Annotated in this window: 20 protein-coding genes and 1 other annotated feature; all 20 genes read left to right on the forward strand. The window is 36.0% G+C overall.

Annotation, left to right across the window (positions count from 1 at the left end; all coding sequences use genetic code 11):
• Window positions 1–129: 129 nt before the first annotated feature.
• The 20 genes from BN2144_RS11070 (at window position 130) to BN2144_RS11165 (ending at window position 20,662) form a co-directional block, all read left to right on the forward strand.
• Window positions 130–1,482, forward strand: a complete 1,353-nt coding sequence (locus BN2144_RS11070) for a G5 domain-containing protein (RefSeq protein WP_033828284.1) — start codon at window positions 130–132, stop codon at window positions 1,480–1,482.
• Window positions 1,483–1,497: 15 nt separating this feature from the next.
• Window positions 1,498–3,162 (forward strand): GspE/PulE family protein, encoded by a 1,665-nt coding sequence (locus BN2144_RS11075; protein ID WP_033828285.1) that lies wholly within the window; start codon window positions 1,498–1,500, stop codon window positions 3,160–3,162.
• Window positions 3,163–3,172: 10 nt separating this feature from the next.
• Complete coding sequence (locus tag BN2144_RS11080; protein WP_033828286.1) at window positions 3,173–4,222, forward strand: type IV pilus twitching motility protein PilT; 1,050 nt, start codon at window positions 3,173–3,175, stop codon at window positions 4,220–4,222.
• Complete coding sequence (locus BN2144_RS11085; RefSeq protein WP_033828287.1) at window positions 4,209–5,414, forward strand: type II secretion system F family protein; 1,206 nt, start codon at window positions 4,209–4,211, stop codon at window positions 5,412–5,414. The genes BN2144_RS11080 and BN2144_RS11085 overlap by 14 nt, the downstream gene beginning before the upstream one ends.
• Before the next feature lie 174 nt (window positions 5,415–5,588).
• Window positions 5,589–5,999, forward strand: a complete 411-nt coding sequence (locus tag BN2144_RS11090) for a prepilin-type N-terminal cleavage/methylation domain-containing protein (RefSeq protein WP_033828288.1) — start codon at window positions 5,589–5,591, stop codon at window positions 5,997–5,999.
• A 65-nt stretch (window positions 6,000–6,064) separates the two neighbouring features.
• A complete protein-coding gene (gene pilM, locus BN2144_RS11095; RefSeq protein ID WP_033828289.1) occupies window positions 6,065–7,066 on the forward strand; it encodes a type IV pilus biogenesis protein PilM in 1,002 nt (333 codons plus the stop codon).
• On the forward strand, window positions 7,063–7,656 hold the full coding sequence (locus BN2144_RS11100; protein WP_033828290.1) for a PilN domain-containing protein: 594 nt from the start codon (window positions 7,063–7,065) through the stop codon (window positions 7,654–7,656). Before pilM ends, BN2144_RS11100 begins: the two co-directional genes overlap by 4 nt.
• Window positions 7,649–8,401 (forward strand): type 4a pilus biogenesis protein PilO, encoded by a 753-nt coding sequence (gene pilO, locus BN2144_RS11105; protein WP_050632290.1) that lies wholly within the window; start codon window positions 7,649–7,651, stop codon window positions 8,399–8,401. Before BN2144_RS11100 ends, pilO begins: the two co-directional genes overlap by 8 nt.
• Window positions 8,402–8,796: 395 nt before the next feature.
• Complete coding sequence (locus BN2144_RS11110) at window positions 8,797–9,555, forward strand: prepilin peptidase (RefSeq protein WP_033828291.1); 759 nt, start codon at window positions 8,797–8,799, stop codon at window positions 9,553–9,555.
• A 528-nt stretch (window positions 9,556–10,083) separates the two neighbouring features.
• A complete protein-coding gene (locus tag BN2144_RS11115; protein ID WP_033828292.1) occupies window positions 10,084–11,001 on the forward strand; it encodes a hypothetical protein in 918 nt (305 codons plus the stop codon).
• Window positions 11,002–11,433: 432 nt separating this feature from the next.
• Window positions 11,434–12,009, forward strand: coding sequence for a Maf family protein (locus tag BN2144_RS11120; RefSeq protein ID WP_033828293.1), 576 nt, complete (start codon window positions 11,434–11,436; stop codon window positions 12,007–12,009).
• Window positions 12,010–12,229: 220 nt separating this feature from the next.
• On the forward strand, window positions 12,230–12,901 hold the full coding sequence (gene radC / locus BN2144_RS11125) for a RadC family protein (protein WP_033828294.1): 672 nt from the start codon (window positions 12,230–12,232) through the stop codon (window positions 12,899–12,901).
• A 242-nt stretch (window positions 12,902–13,143) separates the two neighbouring features.
• Window positions 13,144–14,160 (forward strand): rod shape-determining protein, encoded by a 1,017-nt coding sequence (locus BN2144_RS11130; RefSeq protein ID WP_033828295.1) that lies wholly within the window; start codon window positions 13,144–13,146, stop codon window positions 14,158–14,160.
• A 19-nt stretch (window positions 14,161–14,179) separates the two neighbouring features.
• A complete protein-coding gene (mreC, locus tag BN2144_RS11135) occupies window positions 14,180–15,046 on the forward strand; it encodes a rod shape-determining protein MreC (RefSeq protein ID WP_033828296.1) in 867 nt (288 codons plus the stop codon).
• The gene (gene mreD, locus BN2144_RS11140) at window positions 15,043–15,579 is read left to right on the forward strand and encodes a rod shape-determining protein MreD (protein ID WP_033828297.1); all 537 of its coding nucleotides are present in this window, start codon (window positions 15,043–15,045) and stop codon (window positions 15,577–15,579) included. Before mreC ends, mreD begins: the two co-directional genes overlap by 4 nt.
• A gap of 149 nt (window positions 15,580–15,728) precedes the next feature.
• Complete coding sequence (gene minC / locus BN2144_RS11145; protein ID WP_033828298.1) at window positions 15,729–16,415, forward strand: septum site-determining protein MinC; 687 nt, start codon at window positions 15,729–15,731, stop codon at window positions 16,413–16,415.
• Window positions 16,408–17,211 carry a septum site-determining protein MinD gene (minD, locus tag BN2144_RS11150; RefSeq protein ID WP_033828299.1) on the forward strand — a complete coding sequence of 268 codons (804 nt, stop codon included), beginning with the start codon at window positions 16,408–16,410 and terminating at the stop codon, window positions 17,209–17,211. The genes minC and minD overlap by 8 nt, the downstream gene beginning before the upstream one ends.
• A 352-nt stretch (window positions 17,212–17,563) precedes the next feature.
• The gene (locus BN2144_RS11155; protein WP_033828600.1) at window positions 17,564–18,331 is read left to right on the forward strand and encodes a M23 family metallopeptidase; all 768 of its coding nucleotides are present in this window, start codon (window positions 17,564–17,566) and stop codon (window positions 18,329–18,331) included.
• A complete protein-coding gene (locus BN2144_RS11160) occupies window positions 18,324–19,181 on the forward strand; it encodes a M50 family metallopeptidase (RefSeq protein ID WP_033828300.1) in 858 nt (285 codons plus the stop codon). The genes BN2144_RS11155 and BN2144_RS11160 overlap by 8 nt, the downstream gene beginning before the upstream one ends.
• 50 nt (window positions 19,182–19,231) lie before the next feature.
• The gene (locus tag BN2144_RS11165) at window positions 19,232–20,662 is read left to right on the forward strand and encodes an Rne/Rng family ribonuclease (protein WP_033828301.1); all 1,431 of its coding nucleotides are present in this window, start codon (window positions 19,232–19,234) and stop codon (window positions 20,660–20,662) included.
• Between the two features lie 75 nt (window positions 20,663–20,737).
• Window positions 20,738–20,815, forward strand: a sequence feature (ribosomal protein L21 leader region).
• The last annotated feature ends 8 nt before the right edge of the window (window positions 20,816–20,823 follow it).

The raw sequence follows: 20,823 nt of genomic DNA on the forward strand, positions 1-20,823 counted from the left end.
CTTTCATAGAGAGGTTACATTAAAATAATGATAAAATATCTATACTTATCTTACTAAAAATAGTACAATATGACTATATAAATTACATAAAAATAAAAATTTTTACAAAAACTGGGAAGGTGGTTTGCGATGACAATGAAGAAAAAACCTTTTTATAGTATTTTAGTCGGATTACTCGTTCTTATAATTGCCATATATGTCTTAAGTTCTACTCATATTGTTCATGCGGCTACTAGTTTCCCGGAAAATTCTAGTATTGGTGGAGTGCCTATTGGTGGCTTGACAGAGGAAGAAGCAACCGCTCTCCTTATTTCCAAAATTGACAAATGGAAGGGGAAAGGTGATGTTATCGTTTATACCGAGGATCAATCTATCACGATTCCTTATGAAAATATAAAAATCAACATACAAGACTCCATTTATACAATGAAAACTCGAACGAAAAAACCATGGTATAAAGTGTTTTCAAAAGCAAATCCACAACAATTACCACTAAAAGTAACAGTAGATTTAACGAAAAAGCAGATAAAAGAACTAGAAAAAACGACAGATGTAAAGGCAACAATACAATTAATAGAAAATACCATTTCTTATCTTGGTGAACACGAGATAACTGCGGTTCCAATAGCTGAAGAGGATAAACCAGTAGTTGTCGCAAAAGATACTTGGGAAATCCCAGAGGACTATATTTTTCTTCAAGAATTAATTGAAGAATTAAATGGATTAAAAATCGGTAAAAATGAGAGTTTTTCATATCTTGATTCGGTTGCAAACCAAGTAAGTTACTACAGTGAAGATGAGGGAAAATTTATTGCATCGATGCTCTATACCCTTCTCCTTCAAACGAATGTTGAGTTTATTGAACGCCATTCTCAAGGCGCCATACCAAGTTATACCGATCCTGGGCTTGAAGCAGATGTTAGTATCGCAGAAGATAAAGACCTCGTCGCTCACAACCCTGGTCCTAATGAGTACACCATCTCTATCGAACAAACAGGTAATCAATTAAAAATGTCTCTTCAATCTACAAAACTTGAAAACACATACAACGTAAGAGTAGAAAATAGTAAAACTGTCGACTACCGTACAATTACCCGTTATAACAAAGATTTACAACCCGGCCATAAGCAAGTTCTTCAAAAGGGCAAAAAGGGTAAAAGGGTCGAAGTGTATCGAATTGTGATATCTCCAGATGGTGAAGAAGTTGGAGAGGAATTAATTAGTCGTGATTTCTATTTGCCACAACAAGAAATTGTTTTAGTGGCACCAGCTGTTGAAGAAACAACTGATGGAGCGGGAACGGATGAAGCGATAGACGAACAATCGCCAAACATGGAAGATGATCATTTCATTGACTCCGATACGAATGTAAGTGAAGTTGATGATTCTGAAGAAAAAGAATCAGGTGATAGTCCGAATTCTATACATCATGAAGAATCAACCGATGATATGATCTATGAACAGCCAAATATTGTGAAATAACCTTTACGTGAGGAGGTGGATGAATTGGCAAGAAAAAGATTAGGGGATTTACTAGTTGAATCAGGCTTAATTTCAGATGAACAATTAATTCAGACATTAAAAAATAAATCACCGGATGAAAAATTAGGGGATGCCTTACTTCGAGAAGGATATATAATAGAACAACAACTAATTGAAGTGCTCGAATTTCAATTAGGTATTCCTCACATCAATATTTACCAATATCCAATTGAACCGGAAGTTATCCAATTAGTCCCTCGAGAATTAGCAAAACGACATTATGCAATGCCGATTCGTCGGGATAAAAATAAATTACTGGTTGCGATGGCTGACCCGATGGATTATTTTGCCATTGAAGAGTTGCGAATGGCTACCGGGTATCATATTGAGCCTGCGATTGCGACAAAAGATGAACTATATCGGACGATTACGAAATACTTTGACTTGCAAGAATCAATGGAAGAAGTAATGGAGGAAATCGCAACAACCGAAACGCTTGATGAAACACGAGTAGCTGATGATGATTCCCCGGTTGTTCGGCTTGTAAACCAAATTATTGCGAATGCATTAATACAACGTGCCAGTGACATCCATTTTGATCCTCATGAAACAGAATATCGTGTTCGTTATCGTGTGGACGGTATTTTACGAACAGAACGAGCTTTGCCAAAACATATGCAAAACGTCATTACTGCGCGGATTAAAATTATGGCGAACTTGAATATTACAGAAACCCGGCTCCCACAAGATGGGCGAATTAAAACGACGATTAACTTTAAACCAGTGGATATTCGTGTATCAAGCTTGCCAACGATTTATGGTGAAAAAGTTGTTATGCGTCTTCTTGATTTGTCCAATACGATGAATAGTCTCGATAAAATTGGTTTTTCTCATACAAATATGGAAAAGTTTTCTACCATGCTAAAAAAACCAAACGGGATTATTTTGATTACCGGACCGACTGGTTCAGGGAAATCATCTACATTATATGCGACATTAAACGAGTTGAATTCCGAAGATGTGAATATCATCACCGTTGAAGATCCAGTTGAATACCAAATGGAAGGTGTAAACCAAATTCAAGTAAATGAAAATGTTGGTTTAACGTTTGCTAGTGGCTTACGGTCGATTTTACGGCAAGACCCAGATATCGTGATGATTGGGGAAATTCGCGATACGGAAACAGCAGAAGTCGCAACACGGGCGTCATTAACTGGTCACTTAGTATTAAGCACACTACACACGAATAGTTCGATTGAAGCATTAGCACGGCTCGTTGACATGGGAATAGAACCATTTTTAATTTCTTCTTCTATGCTTGGAATTGTTGCGCAACGACTTGTCCGCCGTGTTTGTCGCGATTGTGGTCATACAGTGGAGGCAACGGAGCGGGAAAAAGAAATTTTTGCAAGCCGAGGATTGTCGATTGAAACGGTCAGAAGAGGTCGCGGTTGTCCAAGTTGTAATATGACGGGTTACCGTGGACGAATGGCTATACATGAAGTGTTGCCAATTGATGAAACCGTTCGGCGTCTCATTTTAAAAACAGCTCCTTCGACAGAGATTCGTAATTACGTTCGTGAACAAGGTATGAAATTTTTAATCGATGATGGGTTAATGAAAGTACAAGAAGGTTTAACAACTACAGAAGAAATATTACGTGTATCAGTGCTGGAATAGGAGGAAAATCATGGCATATCACATTCGAAGTTTACTAGAAAAAGCGTATTATGAACATGCATCTGACCTCCATATTATTGTGAATTCACCACCTGTTTTTCGGATAGACGGAGCATTACTTCCTGAAGAGGGGTACCTGTTATCAAGAGTAGATACTGAAAATATTGCGAAAGAATTAGTTCCAGAAACACTTTGGGAACAATTTCTTGAAAAAGGTGAAATCGATTTTAACTATGAACTCGAAGGACTGTCACGATTTCGGTTAAATGCGTATCGACAACGGAATAGTATTAGTGTTGCGATACGGGCAATACCAACTGAAATTCCGACAATTGAACAGTTAAACTTACCGAAGACACTTGAATCGTTAATGGACAAACCTCAAGGCCTTATTCTTGTTACTGGTCCAACTGGTTCGGGGAAATCAACAACGCTAGCAGCAATGATTAACTATATTAATCGCAATTACGCAAAACATATTATTACATTGGAAGATCCAATTGAGTATGTTCATAGCCATATGAAGTCAATCATTAATCAGCGGGAAATTGGTTCAGATACGAAAAGCTTTGCGAACGGATTGCGGGCATCACTCCGGCAAGACCCAGATATTATTCTTGTTGGTGAAATGCGTGACTTAGAAACCATTTCAACGGCAATTACGGCAGCTGAAACAGGGCATTTAGTTTTAGCAACACTACATACGAGTAGTGCAGCACAAACAATTGACCGGATTATTGACGTGTTTCCACCCCATCAACAGAGACAAGTTCGTCTACAAGTATCGAACGTTTTACAAGGGATTATTTCTCAACGGCTTTTTCCATTAAGAGAAGGACGCGGCCGGGTTGCAGCGACAGAAATTTTGATTAATACAGCTTCTGTAGCGAACTTGATTCGGAATGAAAAGATTCATCAAATTCAAAATGTATTACAAACGAGCCGAGCTCAAGGAATGCATACGTTGGAGATGTCGATTCAAAACCTGTTAAGTGCAGGAACGATTGACTATAATCATGCAGCCCCATATATAACAGGTGATATGAATGGCTATTTATAAATATATCGGACGCTCAAGAGAAGGTAAATTAAAACGTGGAACGGTAGATGCGATCAATAAAACGCAAGCAATAAAAAAACTTCGTGAAATGGATATTAGTCCCCGGGAAATAACGGAAGCAACAGGCTTATTAAATAAAGAAGTGACGATTGGAAACCCGGTTAAACAACAAGACTTTGTCATTTACTGCAGACAATTCGCCACACTCATTCGTGCTGGGGTCTCCATTGTTGACTCAACAAAAATATTAGCAAAGCAAACGGAAAGTAAAGCATTAAAAAAAGTACTCACAGCGATTGAGGAAGATATCCGCGGAGGAATTCCGTTTTCGGACGCAGCAGGAAAATACCCGAAAATCTTCCCACAAATTTTTGTCAATATGGTCCGTGCTGGTGAAGCAACCGGGAATTTAGACGAAACATTAGACAGACTCGCAGGATACTTAGAAAAGCAATATGACTTAAAGAAAAAGGTACAGTCAACGATGGCGTATCCTATTACACTATTAATTGTTATTATCGCCGTTGTTATTTTCTTAATGGTTACGATTATTCCTAGTTTCTCGGAAATGTTTGCCCAATTTGATAGTGAGTTACCAAGTATTACGAAATTTATGCTCGGTGTCAGTACGGTCGTCCAGAAATATTGGTGGTTTGTTTTATTAATAGTTATTGCCATCATTGCAACTTTTTCCTTTTTTATGAAAAGCAATAAAGTTTTTCAATATAGTGTCCATGTAGCTATATTAAAAATGCCAATATTCGGGAAACTGTTGCAAAAGTCAGCGATTGCCCGGTTTTCTCGTACACTATCATCTTTATTTTCTAGTTCTGTGCCAATTTTACAGGCATTGACGATTGTTGAAAAAGTCGTTAATAACCCGGTAATTGGGAAAGTGGTGTTAGAAGCTAGGGATAGTCTCGAGACAGGAAGTAAATTGTCTGAACCATTAGAGAAAAGTTGGGTCATCCCACCTCTTGTCACACAAATGGTGGCAATTGGAGAAGAAACAGGATCTCTTGACTTCATGCTTGCCAAAATAGCCGATTTCTATGAAGCCGAAGTGGACAGGTCTGTTGATACATTGAAATCATTAATTGAACCGATTATGATTGTCCTTTTAGCAGTTGTCGTCGGAACCATTATCATGTCAATCATGGTCCCAATGTTTACAATCTATCAACAAATTTAATGAGATAAGGAAAAAAGTTTAATAGATACGTGAGTTGAACAGAAATTCACGCAGCAACATCGTTTTAACAAGGAAAGAACAAAACTATATAACCTTTTGGGGGGTGGTTGCCAGGAGGAAATCGGCACGAAGAACGATAACATTTATTAAAACGTAAAAATAGGAGGAAGAAAAATGCAAAAACACTTAAAGCAATTAAAAAATGAAAAAGGTATGACGCTTGTTGAAATCCTAGCTGTATTAGTTATCTTAGCACTTATTGCAGCAATCGCAATTCCAATGATAGGTAATATTATTTCTGATTCACAAAAAAAATCTGAGCTTAATGACGCATTGAATATTATTGCTGCTGCAAAACTTGCGGATGCAAATGGTGAGGCATTAGAAACTATTTCTACAGGAAATGAAGGATACAAGAAGGACACCTTAATCACTAAAGGGTATTTAGATAGCAGTGTAACTAATTTTACAGGGGTGAAAAAAAGTGATAGCCAATGGGAATTAATTGGTTTTACTTTTACTAAGGCAACCGGTACTCCTCTAACAGAAGCAGGTATTAAATCAGCATTGAAGACACTTAATTGAGAAACAGAATCTAACTGATATTAGGAAAAATTAGTATTAATATGAATAATCAAGGAGGTCCACCCATGCTCGATTTATTTTCAACAAAGAAAACGATCAATCTTGTTATTGATGATTATGCGATTCGGATGGTTGATTATCCAGGTGGTGATTTGACAAAAGTGAAGAGCTTCGAGGAAAGAGCCATTCCTGATGGTCTACTCGAGCATGGGCGGATTCTTGATGATATGGAGTTTTACCAATTTATGAAGGATCTCGTCCAAGATTGGGGTCTCAAGCGTCGTCACGTGCGCTTTTATGTACCGGATTCGTTAATGATTATGAAAAAGGTGGAATTCCCTGCACAACTGAAAGATGAAGATGTAAAAGGTCATTTTTATATGGAATTGGGGCGGACGTTCTATTTGCCGTTTGAAAATCCAATCTTTGACGTCTATCCTTTACCGGTTACTGACCCTTCCAGCAGTAAACGGGAAGGCTTACTTTTTGCGGTGCCGGAAGAAGAATTGAATAAATATACAGCAGTCTTTGAGGATGTAGGTTTGATTCCGGTTGTTGCCGATGTTCGTTCTATTGGAATTTATCGTTACTATCGTTATTTGCAACCGGAAATGAATCCTGAGGAAGCGATACTCTTTTTTGAGCTAAATTTAAATTCAATTGTTATTAGTATTTTTTCTGAACATAAACCTGAGTTTTTACGTTTTCTCGATTTAGATGTTTCCTTGAAAGATTGGCGTTGTGATGTTGAAGAAGATGGTTCATTGAAATGGGTTTTTCAAGGGGACGAAGAAGCCTTTTACGGTCTCCTTGATGATCAAATGATTGAATTAGAAAGAATTATGAACTTTTACCGTTACTCGCTTCATAAAGGTGAGAAACAAGTTTCAAGAGTAATCTTATTAGGTGATTTTCCACGATTAGATATTATTTCAAAAAAGGTTTCTACAACAATTCCAACGCCGATTCGAATTCTGGACGCGTATCTTTCACCAGCAAAAACGGGCCAAGTGAATCGAGTGTTTATTCCATCTCTCGGGCTCGCGTTAAAGGGGGAAGTGAAGTGATTCCAGAAATAAATTTATTACCAGAAAAAGATAGGCAAAGTGAACGGTCTACATTACTCTTTTTCATTGTTTTCATTGTTTGGTTTTTACTAGTCGGGTTCATGACTTTTCATTATTTTCAAGCAAAATCCGATTTGAAACTATTCCAGTCAAGGACTGAAAGCCTAACATTAGAAAAACAATTGCTAGAATCAGAAATGAATAATGAATCAACGGGTATGGGTTTAGCCGATGCCGTACGTTATGCTGAAAAACTAACCGTCCCAACATCGAAAGTAATTAACGAATTACTGCATTTATTACCTAATGAAGAAAGTTATTTAAACCAATATTCATATAGCACCGGTCAAGTAACCGTTCAAGCACAATTTGAATCACTTGATATGGTAGCAGCTTATGTGGAAAAATTAAACACTTCTAAATATTTTTCTGATGTAAAAGTAGACAACATCTCAACTTCTTCACTAGAAGAGTCAGAAGAAGAGAACGATGAGAAACGTTTTGAGGAAATGCCTAGATACGATGTCAGTTTAAGTATCGCGGTCTATTTACCAGCCCTTTTACCAACAGGGGGTGAAGCAGATGAGTGATTTTCTTCAAGAGAAAAAGAAAATCGTTTTGTTTATTGCAATTATTTTATTTCTATTACTCGGTTTAGCTTATCTATATCTCATCACACCAATAAAAGATGATGTTGCTTCATCGAAAAATAATGTGAATCAATTAGAAGCAGAAATTAAATCGTTAAAGGCACAAGAAAAACAAGAACCAACAAAAGAGAATACGGCAAAACTTGAAAAGAAAATGCCGACATCAAGAAGTATTGATGAACTCCTTCGACACTTGCAAGAAATTGAGTTAATTAGTGACAGCCGCATTGATTCGGTTTCGTTTAACAATTACGATGGGGAATTGTCAGAAACGGATGTTGCGATTGAAAAAGAGACGAAAAATCAGGAAGATACAAAAGCAGGAGACGAATCAACTGATGGTAAGGAAGATGAGCAAGCAGTTGACGAGGATGATAATGGGTCAGACACAGGCGAAAAAAACGCGGAAGACACGGAAATACCACCAGAATCCGACTTGGCAAATGACACAAACTTACCAAGCAACGTAAAACTCATTACACTTAATCTTTCAGTTATATCACCGGATTTTGAACACTTCCAACAATTTTTACAAGAGTTGGAAAAACTAGAACGAATCACCCGCGTCGACACAATGAACTTTACAAAACCGGCTGAACGAGAACTGTTATATGAAGAAGATGGCACAGAATCAATCACAATGGACGTTCAAATTACAACGTTCTACTATGATTCAGGTCAGTAAGCTTGGGATGAAGTTTATAGATTGTTTACGAATGAATCAAAACAGTGTTCGCACAAATATATAAAGCAGTGGTCTGTTTTAACAGCACAGCTTCACTATTTTCTAGTTCTTAGTTAGTTTTATTACAGCTTTTACTGAAATATCGCTATAAATGTATAAAGTAAGAAGTGTCTGTTAACAGTAAAGCATCAACTTGATTACTTAGAACCAAATGTTTAAAACAGTCGTGCTTATTTCTAAATTAGATTCAACATATTCCATAATGAATCGGCACAATATAAAGCGTAGAAATACTACTGTTTACGATATTGCTTCACCAGTGTTTATTTATATGACTATAATAACGGATCCATTTATCGATGGGTCCGAAATGATATTTTAAAAGAGGAATGTACATGAACGAGGTTACTACTTTCTTTTTCTTTATTTTTGGACTAGTCTTTGGTTCTTTTTTCAATGTCGTTGGCTTACGAATTCCAAAAAGAGAATCCATCGTATACCCAAACTCCCATTGTACAAATTGCCAACACGAGTTATCCTGGTTTGAAAATATCCCTGTACTGTCTTACGTATTTTTGCAAGGAAAATGTCGCCAATGTAAAACGCGAATCTCAGCAATTTATCCCGTAATGGAACTCATTACTGGCCTTTTATATGCGTTTGCATTTTACTTTTATCATTGGTCATGGGAATTAGCCATTGCGATTCTACTAATTTCACTATTTGTTATCATCACTGTATCTGATCTCGCTTATATGATAATTCCAGATCGCGTTTTACTATTCTTTCTCATTGTCTTTATTATCGTTCGGTTCATCCATCCACTTTCACCATGGTGGGACTCCATCGTCGGTGCGATCGTTGGGTTTGGAATCCTCTACCTACTAGCAGTTGTCAGTCGTGGTGGTATGGGAGGCGGCGATATTAAACTCTTTTTTGTCCAAGGACTCATTCTAGGTACAAAAGCAACCGTCATGACACTCTTCCTTTCATCGTTTATCGGTGCGCTGTTCGGACTAATCATTATCCTAATAAAAGGATATAAAAAACGAGTTCCCATACCATTTGGCCCGTTCATCAGCATCGGAGCCATCATCGCCTATTTCTATACCGATATAATAATACAGTGGTATATTGAGAGTTTTCTTATTTAACGGGGATTGCTAATTTGCAACCCCCTATTTTAATTCTAGTTGATAAATTGTGTCAGACGTTTTTCCACTTTTCACATAACCTGATTTCCTTAGTAAATATTTCAGCTCATCTGGTTTAGGTATATTTAAAAACTCACGAATTTTCTAGCGGAAATTTCTGCATCTTTAGATAATTTTTTTCATTGCAAAGCCAAATGGGGTGTTTTAAATAGAATTTCACTATGAATAAATTAAATACAACTATAAAAAATCCCATCATCTTCGGAAATAAAAACTATAACTTCGGAAATATAAGGAGCAACTTCGGAACTAATGCCTCAACTTCGGAAAAAAGGAGTGAACTTCGGAAAAAATCTCCCATATCGGTTAAAAAACCGTCACTTATAAAGGCCCCTCGCCACCTTTGTCGAAATTTAACGCACAAATGACGACAAAAGTCTTGGTATTTTTCAAAAACGATGTGATAGGATAGTAATAAATTCGTGTAAAGCAAAGGGAATTCTATGAATCTAGCAAGGGGGACGTACAATGGCTGGAGATCAAAAAATAAAAATTAAAATAAATGGTGAAGAAAAAGACTATAATGAAGAAATTGTTATTCATGACTGGAAAGCGAAAAGGGAAGTTGCGGCGACGACTGAAGAAAAGGCTGTTCCACTATTAAAAGATCGTTTGAAAAAGAAGCCGAATCCAGCTACTACTAAACTGAAAAAAAAGAAAGGGAATCCAGCGGTTGTGATTGCTATGATCTCGGCTATTGCTATAGGTGTGTTAATTGGAATCATTCTATTGCAAATGATGGTGAAGGAGCCCAATCAAAAAGGTCAAGGTGGACAACCTGCACCTGCTAGTGGTACGGCTAGTACAGGGGAAGAAGAAACCGTGTTACCGGCAGTAAGTTTATATATCCTTCAGCAAGGAGTCTATCAAAATAAATCTTCTGTTGAAGTCATTTTAGAAGATTATCAAAAGAAGAATCTTCCTGCGTCTTCTATTAATAATGGTGAAAATATACGAATATTTGTCGCTGTAACAGACACATTAGAAACAGGGAAAGAAATGAGAGGTACGGAATTTTATCAAAAAACATTTAAAGATACTTGGCCGACGAAATTAGATATGAACGAAAAAGTAATTCAACATTTAACGAAGGAAGAAAAGCAATTTCTCGAATCAGCTTACCCATTTTATGAAACATTAGTAAAAGAAAGTGCAAATGTATATTTACAAGGAAGTTCAAATTTGAATATGGAGGAACTCACGAAAAGGCAGAAAAAATTAAAGGAGTTCTCAAATCTACAAAAAGGTCCGATTAAAGAATTGCAACAGTCGTTAGTAGGTGCTTCGGAGGCAATGACAGTGTATTTACAAGAGGGGAGTAATAAAAACTGGCAAAACTTGCAAAAGTATTTATTAGAATTTGTTTCGAGATACTATTTACTCTAAGCACCAGTAAGTACGTAGAAAAATCACAGTCAAAATATTAAGCGTCATAAATATGTTTGAAAAATCAAAAAACCTCATATAAGTATCATAAGTATGTATGAAAAATCACAAACTACATATAAACGCCATAAGTACGAAAAAAACAACTGCATACAAGCACCATCAGTAAGTAGGAAAAATCACCATCAACATTCAAGCGCCAGTCGATGGTTAAAATATTGTGCTTGTTGAAAGATGCCAATCTATGATGGTAAATAAATGATTTTCGCAGGCAATTCTCCACTTGAAAATCAATTTTGTTACAGAAATCATATATAAATATGTCATTTTGTAAGCGAAAAGTAAATTTTATGTCGTTGAGTGTCGATTGTTCCTTTGATAGTATTAAAGATGTGTATCTCCCCTCGTACATTTGGATAGGAAGGTGAAATTATGGCACGCCTCATTTTAGCTTCATCATCACCGCGTAGGCGAGACATCCTCAAACAACTTGTAACATCATTCGAAATTATATCGAGTAATGTCGATGAATCAGTCGATAAGAATTTACCACCTGAGGAAATTGTCATGAATTTAGCAAAAAGAAAAGCAAGCTCAGTTGCGAATAATCAGCAAGATGCTTTTATTATTGGAGCGGATACGATTGTTGTTTTCAAAAATCAAATTTTAGGAAAACCAGCTGACTACGATGAAGCAAAGCAAATGTTGACTACATTATCAGGAAACACGCATTCTGTTTATACAGGAACTTGCATTATTAACGGAAACGATAAACGAGTATTTTACGAAAAAGCAGATGTCACATTTTGGGAACTAACTGAGGAAGAAATTGACCGCTATATTCGTACAGGGGAGCCGCTAGATAAAGCAGGGAGTTATGGCATTCAAGGATATGGGGCAACCTTAGTGAAATCGATTCATGGTGATTTCTACGCTGTAGTCGGTCTACCAATTGCAAAGCTTTATCACACGTTGAAGGAGATGAAATTTCCATTTAAAAAATTGTGAGGGAGATACACGACTCGACATTGACAATTAAAAAAGCAGCTTACATATAAACGATACGGTTCGACCTCATAAAACACTTTTTCACCAATCCTTCAACTTTTCAAAAAGTGCATTGTTTTAGCATAATAATGATTTACAGAAAGCAAAACTTTGTACGTGCAACCATAACTTCCCAAAGTGAACAAAGGTGAGGAGGAGAAGTGAGATTACGGAGCAATTGATGATAAAAGATTTCCCAAAAGAAGAACGACCACGGGAACGATTTATTAATCAAGGACCGAGTAGTCTTTCAAATCAAGAATTATTAGCAATTATTTTACGAACAGGTACGAGAAAAGAATCTGTCCTACAGCTATCTCAACGTATTTTAAGTGAATTTCAAGGGTTCCGAATGTTAATGGATGCCACTCTTGAAGAATTAACGAAAATTAAAGGTGTTGGGGAAGCAAAAGCGATTCAGCTACTCGCTGCATTCGAACTTGGTAAAAGGATAGCAAACTTAAAAAAAGAGGATCGGTATGTCATTCGTTCACCAGAAGATGGGGCCAACTATGTGATGGAAGAAATGCGTTTTCTCACACAAGAACATTTTGTTTGTTTATTTCTAAACACAAAAAATGAAGTGATACACAAACAAACGATTTTCATCGGTAGTTTGAACGCCTCAATTGTGCATCCAAGAGAACTGTTTAAAGAAGCATTTCGACGTTCAGCCGCATCAATGATTTGTTTGCATAATCACCCTTCAGGAAATCCGACACCGAGCCGTGAAGATATAGAAGTGACGAAAAGACTTGTCGAATGTGGTAAAATTTTAGGAGTAGAAGTTTTAGACCATATTATCATCGGTGACAAACGATATGTTAGTTTAAAAGAAAAAGGTTATTTATAATATGATTACCACTATTATTTTTTTTTACAATGATATATAATAATACGTATGATTTTTTTATTTTTAAAGAAAAAATAACGGCTATTTATGTTATAGTACGGATGTGGCTTTCGCTTTAAAAAGACGATTATAAATTTTTTTGTAATCAGTCAATAAAATGAAAACAATTGACAAACGATAAAAACGTGCTATATATGCAACATGATTTAACAAGAGAATGTATGAGAAAGGGAGATACAACCATGTTTGGATTTGGTTCAAAAGATTTAGGAATTGATTTAGGTACAGCCAACACACTTGTCTATATTCGAGGAAAAGGTGTGGTTCTACGTGAGCCATCAGTTGTTGCTTTTCAAACAGACACAAAACAAATTGTTGCGGTTGGGAATGATGCGAAAAACATGATCGGCCGTACACCAGGAAATGTTGTTGCACTTCGACCAATGAAAGATGGTGTTATTGCTGATTATGAAACAACGGCAAAAATGATGAAACACTTTATTAATCAAGCGATGAAAAGTAAAGGTGGCTTTGGTCGGAAACCTTATGTTATGGTTTGTGTGCCATCAGGAATTACTGCAGTTGAAGAACGTGCTATAATTGATGCGACACGTCAAGCGGGTGCACGAGATGCATATACAATTGAAGAGCCATTTGCGGCTGCAATTGGTGCGGACCTACCAGTTTGGGAACCTACAGGTAGTATGGTCGTCGATATCGGCGGAGGAACAACTGAGGTAGCAATTATTTCTTTAGGTGGGATTGTTACTAGTCAATCCATTCGAATCGCTGGTGATGAAATGGATGATTCTATTATTACGTATATCCGTAAACATTATAATTTAATGATTGGGGACCGTACTGCTGAAACAATTAAGATGGAAATTGGCTCTGCTGGATTGCCAGAAGGAATCGACAATATGGAAATTCGGGGTCGAGATCTTTTAACAGGACTTCCAAAAACAATTGAAGTAACTTCAGAAGAAATTGCAGAAGCGTTAAAAGATACAGTTTTTGCCATTGTCGAGGCTGTTAAAAATACGCTTGAAAAAACTCCACCAGAATTAGCTGCGGATATTATGGACCGTGGAATTGTCTTAACAGGTGGCGGTGCATTACTTAGAAACTTAGACCGAGTGATCTCGAACGAAACAAATATGCCAGTTTTAATTGCGGAAAACCCATTAGATTGTGTAGCTATCGGTACCGGCAAAGCATTAGAACATATCGACATATTTAAAAATAAAGCTAAAGTGTAATGTTGAAGAGGTGTAGATCATGCCACATTTTTTTACGAATAAAAAACTTATTATTTTACTAGGAGGAATTATTATCCTCGTGGCATTGATTGGTTTCTCTTTACGAGATCGTAATCTTTCTTGGCCGGAACAATTTGTTAAAGATACAGCAGGTTTTGCACAAATTATTTTTGCAAAGCCTGCTCATCTTGCCTCAGATTTTGTCGAAAATGTTCGGGATTTGCAACAAACTTATAAAGAAAATAAAGTACTAAAAGAAAGATTAGATGAATATGCCCAAATTAAAGTAAAAGCAGACCGTCTTGAAAAAGAAAACGAAGAATTAAAAGCAATTATTAAAAAGGATAAGGATTTAGCCACATTTAAGTCCTATCATGCATCCGTAATTGCTAGAAATCCAGACCGTTGGGATGAATCGTTAATTATTGATAAGGGCGAGGTCCAAGGAATTCAGAAAAATATGGCAGTTATTACTGCTGAAGGAATGATTGGGAAAGTTAAAAGTGTAGGAAAAATCACTTCAACTGTCCAATTATTATCAACGGTAGACCGAACAAATCGAATTCACGTCGCTATTCAATTACCAGGTGATCATGATGTTTACGGACTTATTGAAGGTTTTGACGTAAAGACGCAACGATTAATCGTACAACAAATTCCATCTGAGGAAAAAATTAAAAAAGGGATGGAAGTAACGACTTCGGGATTAGCAAACGTCTTTCCAAAAGGTTTGTATATCGGTAAAATTGAAAAGGTAGAGCCGGACCAATATGGCTTAACCCAAACAGCTTACATTAAACCAGCTGCAAACTTCTATAATATTGAAAATGTCATTGTTGTTGAAGGGGAAATGGCAGCAATGGGTGAAAAGGTGGAAGAGAAATGAAAAAACAGTGGTGGATTCCGATATTTGTCGTCACTTTTTTTTGTTTAGAAAGCCTATTTGCTAACTTTTTTCCTTCAAAGTTATTTTCGAATTACTGGATTATTGTTCCTCGTTTTCTTTTCTTATATTTAATTTTTATGACTGTCTACTATGATTCGAAAAAAGGGATCATTTACGGAGCAATCATAGGGTTAGTGATGGATATCGTTTTTACAGGAATATTAGGTATTTATTTATTATGGTACCCAGTTGTTATATATCTTGTTTCTAAACTAATGAAATTTTGGCATTCAAATCTTTTTATTATGGCGATTGTGAGTTTATTAGCAATTATTCTTACTGAATTTGGCATCTATGGAATATTTAGCTTATTACAGATCGCTACCATCCCTGTAAAATATTTTACGAATCATCGGTTAATCCCTACTTTAATACTAAATTTTATTTTTTATTTATTCTTCTCTTATTCCATGAAAAACTACTTTTTACAACTACGGAAACTAAAAGAAGAAGAGGGTATGTTCCAATCTTAACTACCCTTTAATACATAAAATTTGACTAAAAAACTAATAAATGTTGCTCTCCTAAACATTGATTCGCTTTGAACACGCTTTTTTCTTATAAAAATAAAGGGAATCGCCTGGCTTTTGTCGAATTTTTCTTTAATGAGGTGAATTCATTCATGATAAAGACACAAAATGTCACAATCAAAGGCACAAAAGACGGGCTTTTGCTGCGCCTTGATGATGCATGTTCATTTTCCGACCTATTGAAAGAAATTGAAGAGAAACTATTTCCTCATGCAAAATTAATTGATGATTCCCATGAGGTCTCTGTCCGTATTCATACAGGAAATCGGTTGCTCACTGAGGAACAGGAAAATATCATTCGAAAATTAATTAGTCCAGATAAAAATTTACTTATTGCATCTATTGAATCCAATGTTATATTAAAAGAAGAAGTACATCAGATTAAAAGTGAGATGGGGATTACGGTAGTCTCCAAAATTATTCGCTCTGGACAAATTTTAAATATAACAGGTGATTTATTACTTATCGGTGATGTGAATCCGGGTGCAAAAGTAATTGCGAGTGGTAATATCTTTATCATGGGGCAATTAAAAGGTATTGCACATGCAGGAGCGACTGGTAACGAAGACGCGGTCATTTGTGCTGCTGTGATGCGCCCAAGCCAGTTGCGAATTGCAGATTATTTTTGGCGTTCAGAGGATCAAGATTCGTATGGAAACCAATCGGAATGTGCTTATATTAACGAAGAAAATCAATTGATTATTGATAGAATCATTGTTTTAAGGAAGATACGACCGATTTTAAATCGTTTTGTGGAAGGAGGCTATTATCATGGGTGAGGCAATAGTAATTACATCTGGTAAAGGTGGAGTCGGAAAAACTACTTCTTCTGCTAATATTGGAACAGCTCTAGCATTACAAGGAAAAAAAGTTTGTTTAGTAGACACCGATATTGGATTACGAAATTTAGATGTTGTCATGGGGTTAGAAAATCGAATTATTTATGATTTAGTAGACGTTGCTTTAGGAAAATGTAAACTACATCAAGCACTTGTAAAAGATAAGCGTTTTGAAGAAAATTTGTATTTACTTCCTGCAGCCCAAAGTAGTGATAAAACTGCGGTTACACCTGAACAAATGAAAACTTTAGTAAACGACTTGAAAAATGAGTTTGATTATGTCATTATTGACTGCCCTGCAGGGATTGAGCAAGGGTTCCAAAACGCGGTCGCTGGTGCAGACCGGGCTATCGTCGTTACTACACCAGAAGTTTCTGCTGTTCGTGACGCTGACCGGATTATTGGATTGCTTGAAAAAGAACCAATTGAACCTCCACGATTAGTTATTAACAGAATTCGGACAAACATGGTAAAACGCGGGGATATGCTAGATGTTGACGAGGTAACAAATATTTTAGCTGTTGAGCTTATTGGAATCGTAGCTGATGATGAAGAAGTAATTAAAGCTTCAAACATCGGTGAACCAATTGCAATGAACCCAAATAGTAAAGCAAGCATTGCCTACCGCAATATTGCAAGACGAATACTAGGGGAATCGGTTCCTTTACAACAATTAGAAGATAATGAAAAAGGCATGTTCACTCGTTTAAAGAAATTTTTTGGTGCACGCGCATAATGATAGGATCATAGTTTCTTAACTAAATAATCTTAAGAAAAGGATGCTGACCCGTTTTAGCATTCTTTTTTAGCTAATAGAAAAATATCCATGTTCAAATTTCTGCTTTCCTATACGCATAGGCGCACAAGGAAGGCGCAAACAGCATTATATCAAAGTCAAAAAATTCTTTTTCTTATCAAGCAAACTCTAGTCTCTTTGGTCGCCTAAAGGCTCAAGCCGTGAGTATTCTTTATATATTTCAACTACCCCCTTTTCTTTCTTTGTCATACTATCATTGGACAGGTCATAAATTTAATTAGGTGGACATCCTGTTAACATGACAGAAATGATGGAAAAGGGGTGTTGTTCTTTGAGGGACAGAAGAAAAGAGATACGTAAACGAATTGAGAAACGAAAAAAATATAATCGTACATACTCAACGACAACAAAGATGAAAAATCAACAAGTTTATCCAGAATACCATGAACAGCATGATTTTGCTTGGTATTCAACAAGTGATGGAATGAAAAACGAAGGACATCCATTATTTAACAAGGAAGCTTTTCTGTTCAAGATTTTAGTTTCCGCCTGTTTATTATTAGTAGTTGCCATTTCCTTTAAAAATGAAACGGAAAAATTTCAGCCCGTGCGCACAGCAGTTACTCAAGTAATGGAGAAGGAATTTCAGTTTGCAACGGTTGCTAATTGGTATGAAAAGAAATTTGGTAAACCTTTAGCACTTTTTCCTGAACAAGTACCGAAGAAGGAAGATGAACCGAGCAAATATGCGCTTCCAGCGAATGGAGTTATTTTAGAAAACTTTGAATCTGATAAACAAGGTGTTACCATTCAGACGTTAAAAGGGGCCTCCGTTGAGGCAATTCAAAGTGGTGTTGTAGAATTCGCTGGTGTCCATGAGGTTTATGGAAATACGGTCATTGTACAACATGCAGATCAAACACAAACATGGTATGGACAACTTGGTGGGATTAAAGTGAAATCCTATGATAAAGTTAAAGCAGGGGATGAAATTGGTTTTGTATCAACGGATGGGACTGGAACAACAGGAGAATTTTATTTTGCCATTAAACAAGACGAAAAATTTATCGACCCCGTACAGGTGATAAAATTTGAATAAGTGGTTTTATCTCCTAACCCACATTCATATTCATCCCTTATCTTGGCTCATTGTTGCAATTGCTATTATGACAGCGCAGTTTAAAGAATTACTCATCTTATTTTTTATTGTTTTAGTTCATGAGCTTGGCCATGCTGCGGCGGCTTCTTTTTTTTCATGGAGAATCAAGAATATTATTCTTTTGCCGTTCGGTGGGGTGCTCGAGACAGAAGAACATGGAAATCGTCCTATAAAAGAAGAATTTATTGTGACAATTAGTGGCCCCCTGCAACATAGTTGGATGATTATCCTTGCCTTTTTACTGAATAAATATGGAATGATTGACTCACAATTATATACAAATTTTGTCAAATATAATATAATGATTTTTCTATTTAATTGTTTACCGATTTTACCACTCGATGGAGGAAAGCTCATCTACTTATTTTTTTCCAAATATTATCCGTTTATGAAGGCATTACAACATTCCATTCTTTTTTCTATGATTTTTCTACTCGTATATTGTTTTGTTATCGTTATTATTTTTCCTTATCATTTAAATGGCTGGGTCATTGCCTTGTTTTTATTTATCTCGTTATATAAAGAATGGAAACATCGACCTTATACGTGGATGCGTTTTTTAATTGAACGGTATGTGAAAGAAGATCACAATCGTAAAGTGACTGAAATTTATGTCCGTAAAGAAGAAGAAATCAGTCAAGTGGTAGAAAAATTTAGGCGAGGATATGAGCATCAAATTTTTGTTATCGAACTTGGTAAAACATCCCCACCTATTCATGAAAGTAAAATTTTAAAATATTATTTTGAGAAAACTCCACATCAATTAAAGATTGGTGATTTGATTTATTAAGATACAAATATATAAAATAAATGTATGAAAAAGTTAAGAAGGATTGGAATATGAATCAATTACTTATTAATGTACGCGAGTCGGAAAAACGAATATTGTTAATAGAAAATCACGTTTTACAAAACCTATACATTGAACAACCGCAACAGGAATCGCTAATTGGAAATATCTATATTGGGATTGTAGAGAGAGTAGTACCAAGTATGGAAGCTGCTTTTGTTCATATAGGTAAAGGAAAGAAAGGTTATTTACATTTTTCACAAACCCCTGCTTTTATTAAAGATAAGTTTGAAGGAAATGTAGACAAGAGAAAGTCATACATCCACCAAGGTGAAAAGATTCTTGTTCAAATTGTAAAAGATGAAACAGATACAAAATATTATCGTTTAACAGGAAATATCGAATTTACGAGTGAATCTGTTATATTGATGCCATACGGTCATTATGTTGCTGTTTCAAAAAAGTTATCAGAATCCGCACGTCAACAGTTAAGAGATTGGGCAATGGATATGAAGAATGATTCAGAAGGATTTCTATTCCGAACTCAAGCAGGACAGTTAACGAAAGAAAGATTTTTAGATGCGATAGAAGCGTTAAGGGAGGAACATAAGCAATTATTATCATCAGTGGGACAAGTGAAAGCACCAGCCCTACTGAAGGAAAATAACAGTTTTTTGAAAGAGATTATAAATCTAAAGGAAAAGTTTCACCTAGATGAAGTGATTTGTGACGATTTGCGTCTTGTTAAACAGCTGAAAGAGGTATGGACGGATATTCACATTGAATATTATCATGAAAAAACGAATATTATTTCTCGCTATTCACTTAATAAAGAATTAGAAAAAGTACATAAAAAGGTTGTTTGGCTTGATAATGGCGCAAATATTGTGATTGAAGAGAACGAAGCATTTACAATTATTGATGTAAACTCGGCAAAAGCACCTGGGCAAAAGCGTAAAGATGAAACCATTCGAAAGACGAACATGTTAGCAGCAAAAGAAATAGCACGACAAGTTCGACTTCGGAATATCGGTGGAAATATTTTTATTGATTTTATAAATATGACAAAGGACCAAGATCGAGAGTCAATCATTCGTTTATTAAAAAAAGAATTTGAACGAGATCAAGAAAGAACGATTGTTTTTGGGTTTACCAATCTCGGGATTCTTGAAATGTCACGAAAACGTACAAAACCGAGCTTACAGCAAAAAATGATGGTCCATTGTCCAACATGCCAAGGAACTGGTTTTGTTGAGTCAAGTGCTACAGCCGCCTTCCAACTAGAAAGGGAACTATGGGGTTTTAAAGATCAAGATTATATGGAAGTAATCATTGAAGTGACTGAGGATGTTTTACAGTTTTTCACAGGAGAATATAAAGAGCATTTAATGAATTTGGAACGTACACTTGGATTTACAATTAAATTTCAAGTTTTTGACTTTCCAAAACCTCATTATCATATCAAACGTTTGATTAGCTGAAATCTATTAAATCTTTGAAACGAATTGACAGCTTTCTTATTATATGATAGTATTCATATGTTATTGTTTGTAGCACCCGTGCTACAACCGCTCGTATTAGGTCTAAAGTTTTGCTGATGCAAACACCGAGTTACGGCGAGTCTGAGTCTAAAGAGGAGGTG

Source organism: Bacillus andreraoultii, assembly GCF_001244735.1.
Classification (GTDB): domain Bacteria; phylum Bacillota; class Bacilli; order Bacillales; family Caldibacillaceae; genus Caldifermentibacillus; species Caldifermentibacillus andreraoultii.

Excerpts from the sequence above, each read along its gene's own strand:
- BN2144_RS11070 (WP_033828284.1), top strand. The coding sequence starts at position 130 with ATGACAATGAAGAAAAAACCTTTTTATAGTATTTTAGTCGGATTACTC.
- BN2144_RS11080 (WP_033828286.1), top strand. The coding sequence starts at position 3,173 with ATGGCATATCACATTCGAAGTTTACTAGAAAAAGCGTATTATGAACAT.
- BN2144_RS11085 (WP_033828287.1), top strand. The coding sequence starts at position 4,209 with ATGGCTATTTATAAATATATCGGACGCTCAAGAGAAGGTAAATTAAAA.
- BN2144_RS11090 (WP_033828288.1), top strand. The coding sequence starts at position 5,589 with ATGCAAAAACACTTAAAGCAATTAAAAAATGAAAAAGGTATGACGCTT.
- pilM (WP_033828289.1), top strand. The coding sequence starts at position 6,065 with ATGCTCGATTTATTTTCAACAAAGAAAACGATCAATCTTGTTATTGAT.
- pilO (WP_050632290.1), top strand. The coding sequence starts at position 7,649 with ATGAGTGATTTTCTTCAAGAGAAAAAGAAAATCGTTTTGTTTATTGCA.
- BN2144_RS11110 (WP_033828291.1), top strand. The coding sequence starts at position 8,797 with ATGAACGAGGTTACTACTTTCTTTTTCTTTATTTTTGGACTAGTCTTT.
- BN2144_RS11115 (WP_033828292.1), top strand. The coding sequence starts at position 10,084 with ATGGCTGGAGATCAAAAAATAAAAATTAAAATAAATGGTGAAGAAAAA.
- BN2144_RS11120 (WP_033828293.1), top strand. The coding sequence starts at position 11,434 with ATGGCACGCCTCATTTTAGCTTCATCATCACCGCGTAGGCGAGACATC.
- radC (WP_033828294.1), top strand. The coding sequence starts at position 12,230 with ATGATAAAAGATTTCCCAAAAGAAGAACGACCACGGGAACGATTTATT.
- BN2144_RS11130 (WP_033828295.1), top strand. The coding sequence starts at position 13,144 with ATGTTTGGATTTGGTTCAAAAGATTTAGGAATTGATTTAGGTACAGCC.
- mreC (WP_033828296.1), top strand. The coding sequence starts at position 14,180 with ATGCCACATTTTTTTACGAATAAAAAACTTATTATTTTACTAGGAGGA.
- mreD (WP_033828297.1), top strand. The coding sequence starts at position 15,043 with ATGAAAAAACAGTGGTGGATTCCGATATTTGTCGTCACTTTTTTTTGT.
- minC (WP_033828298.1), top strand. The coding sequence starts at position 15,729 with ATGATAAAGACACAAAATGTCACAATCAAAGGCACAAAAGACGGGCTT.
- minD (WP_033828299.1), top strand. The coding sequence starts at position 16,408 with ATGGGTGAGGCAATAGTAATTACATCTGGTAAAGGTGGAGTCGGAAAA.
- BN2144_RS11165 (WP_033828301.1), top strand. The coding sequence starts at position 19,232 with ATGAATCAATTACTTATTAATGTACGCGAGTCGGAAAAACGAATATTG.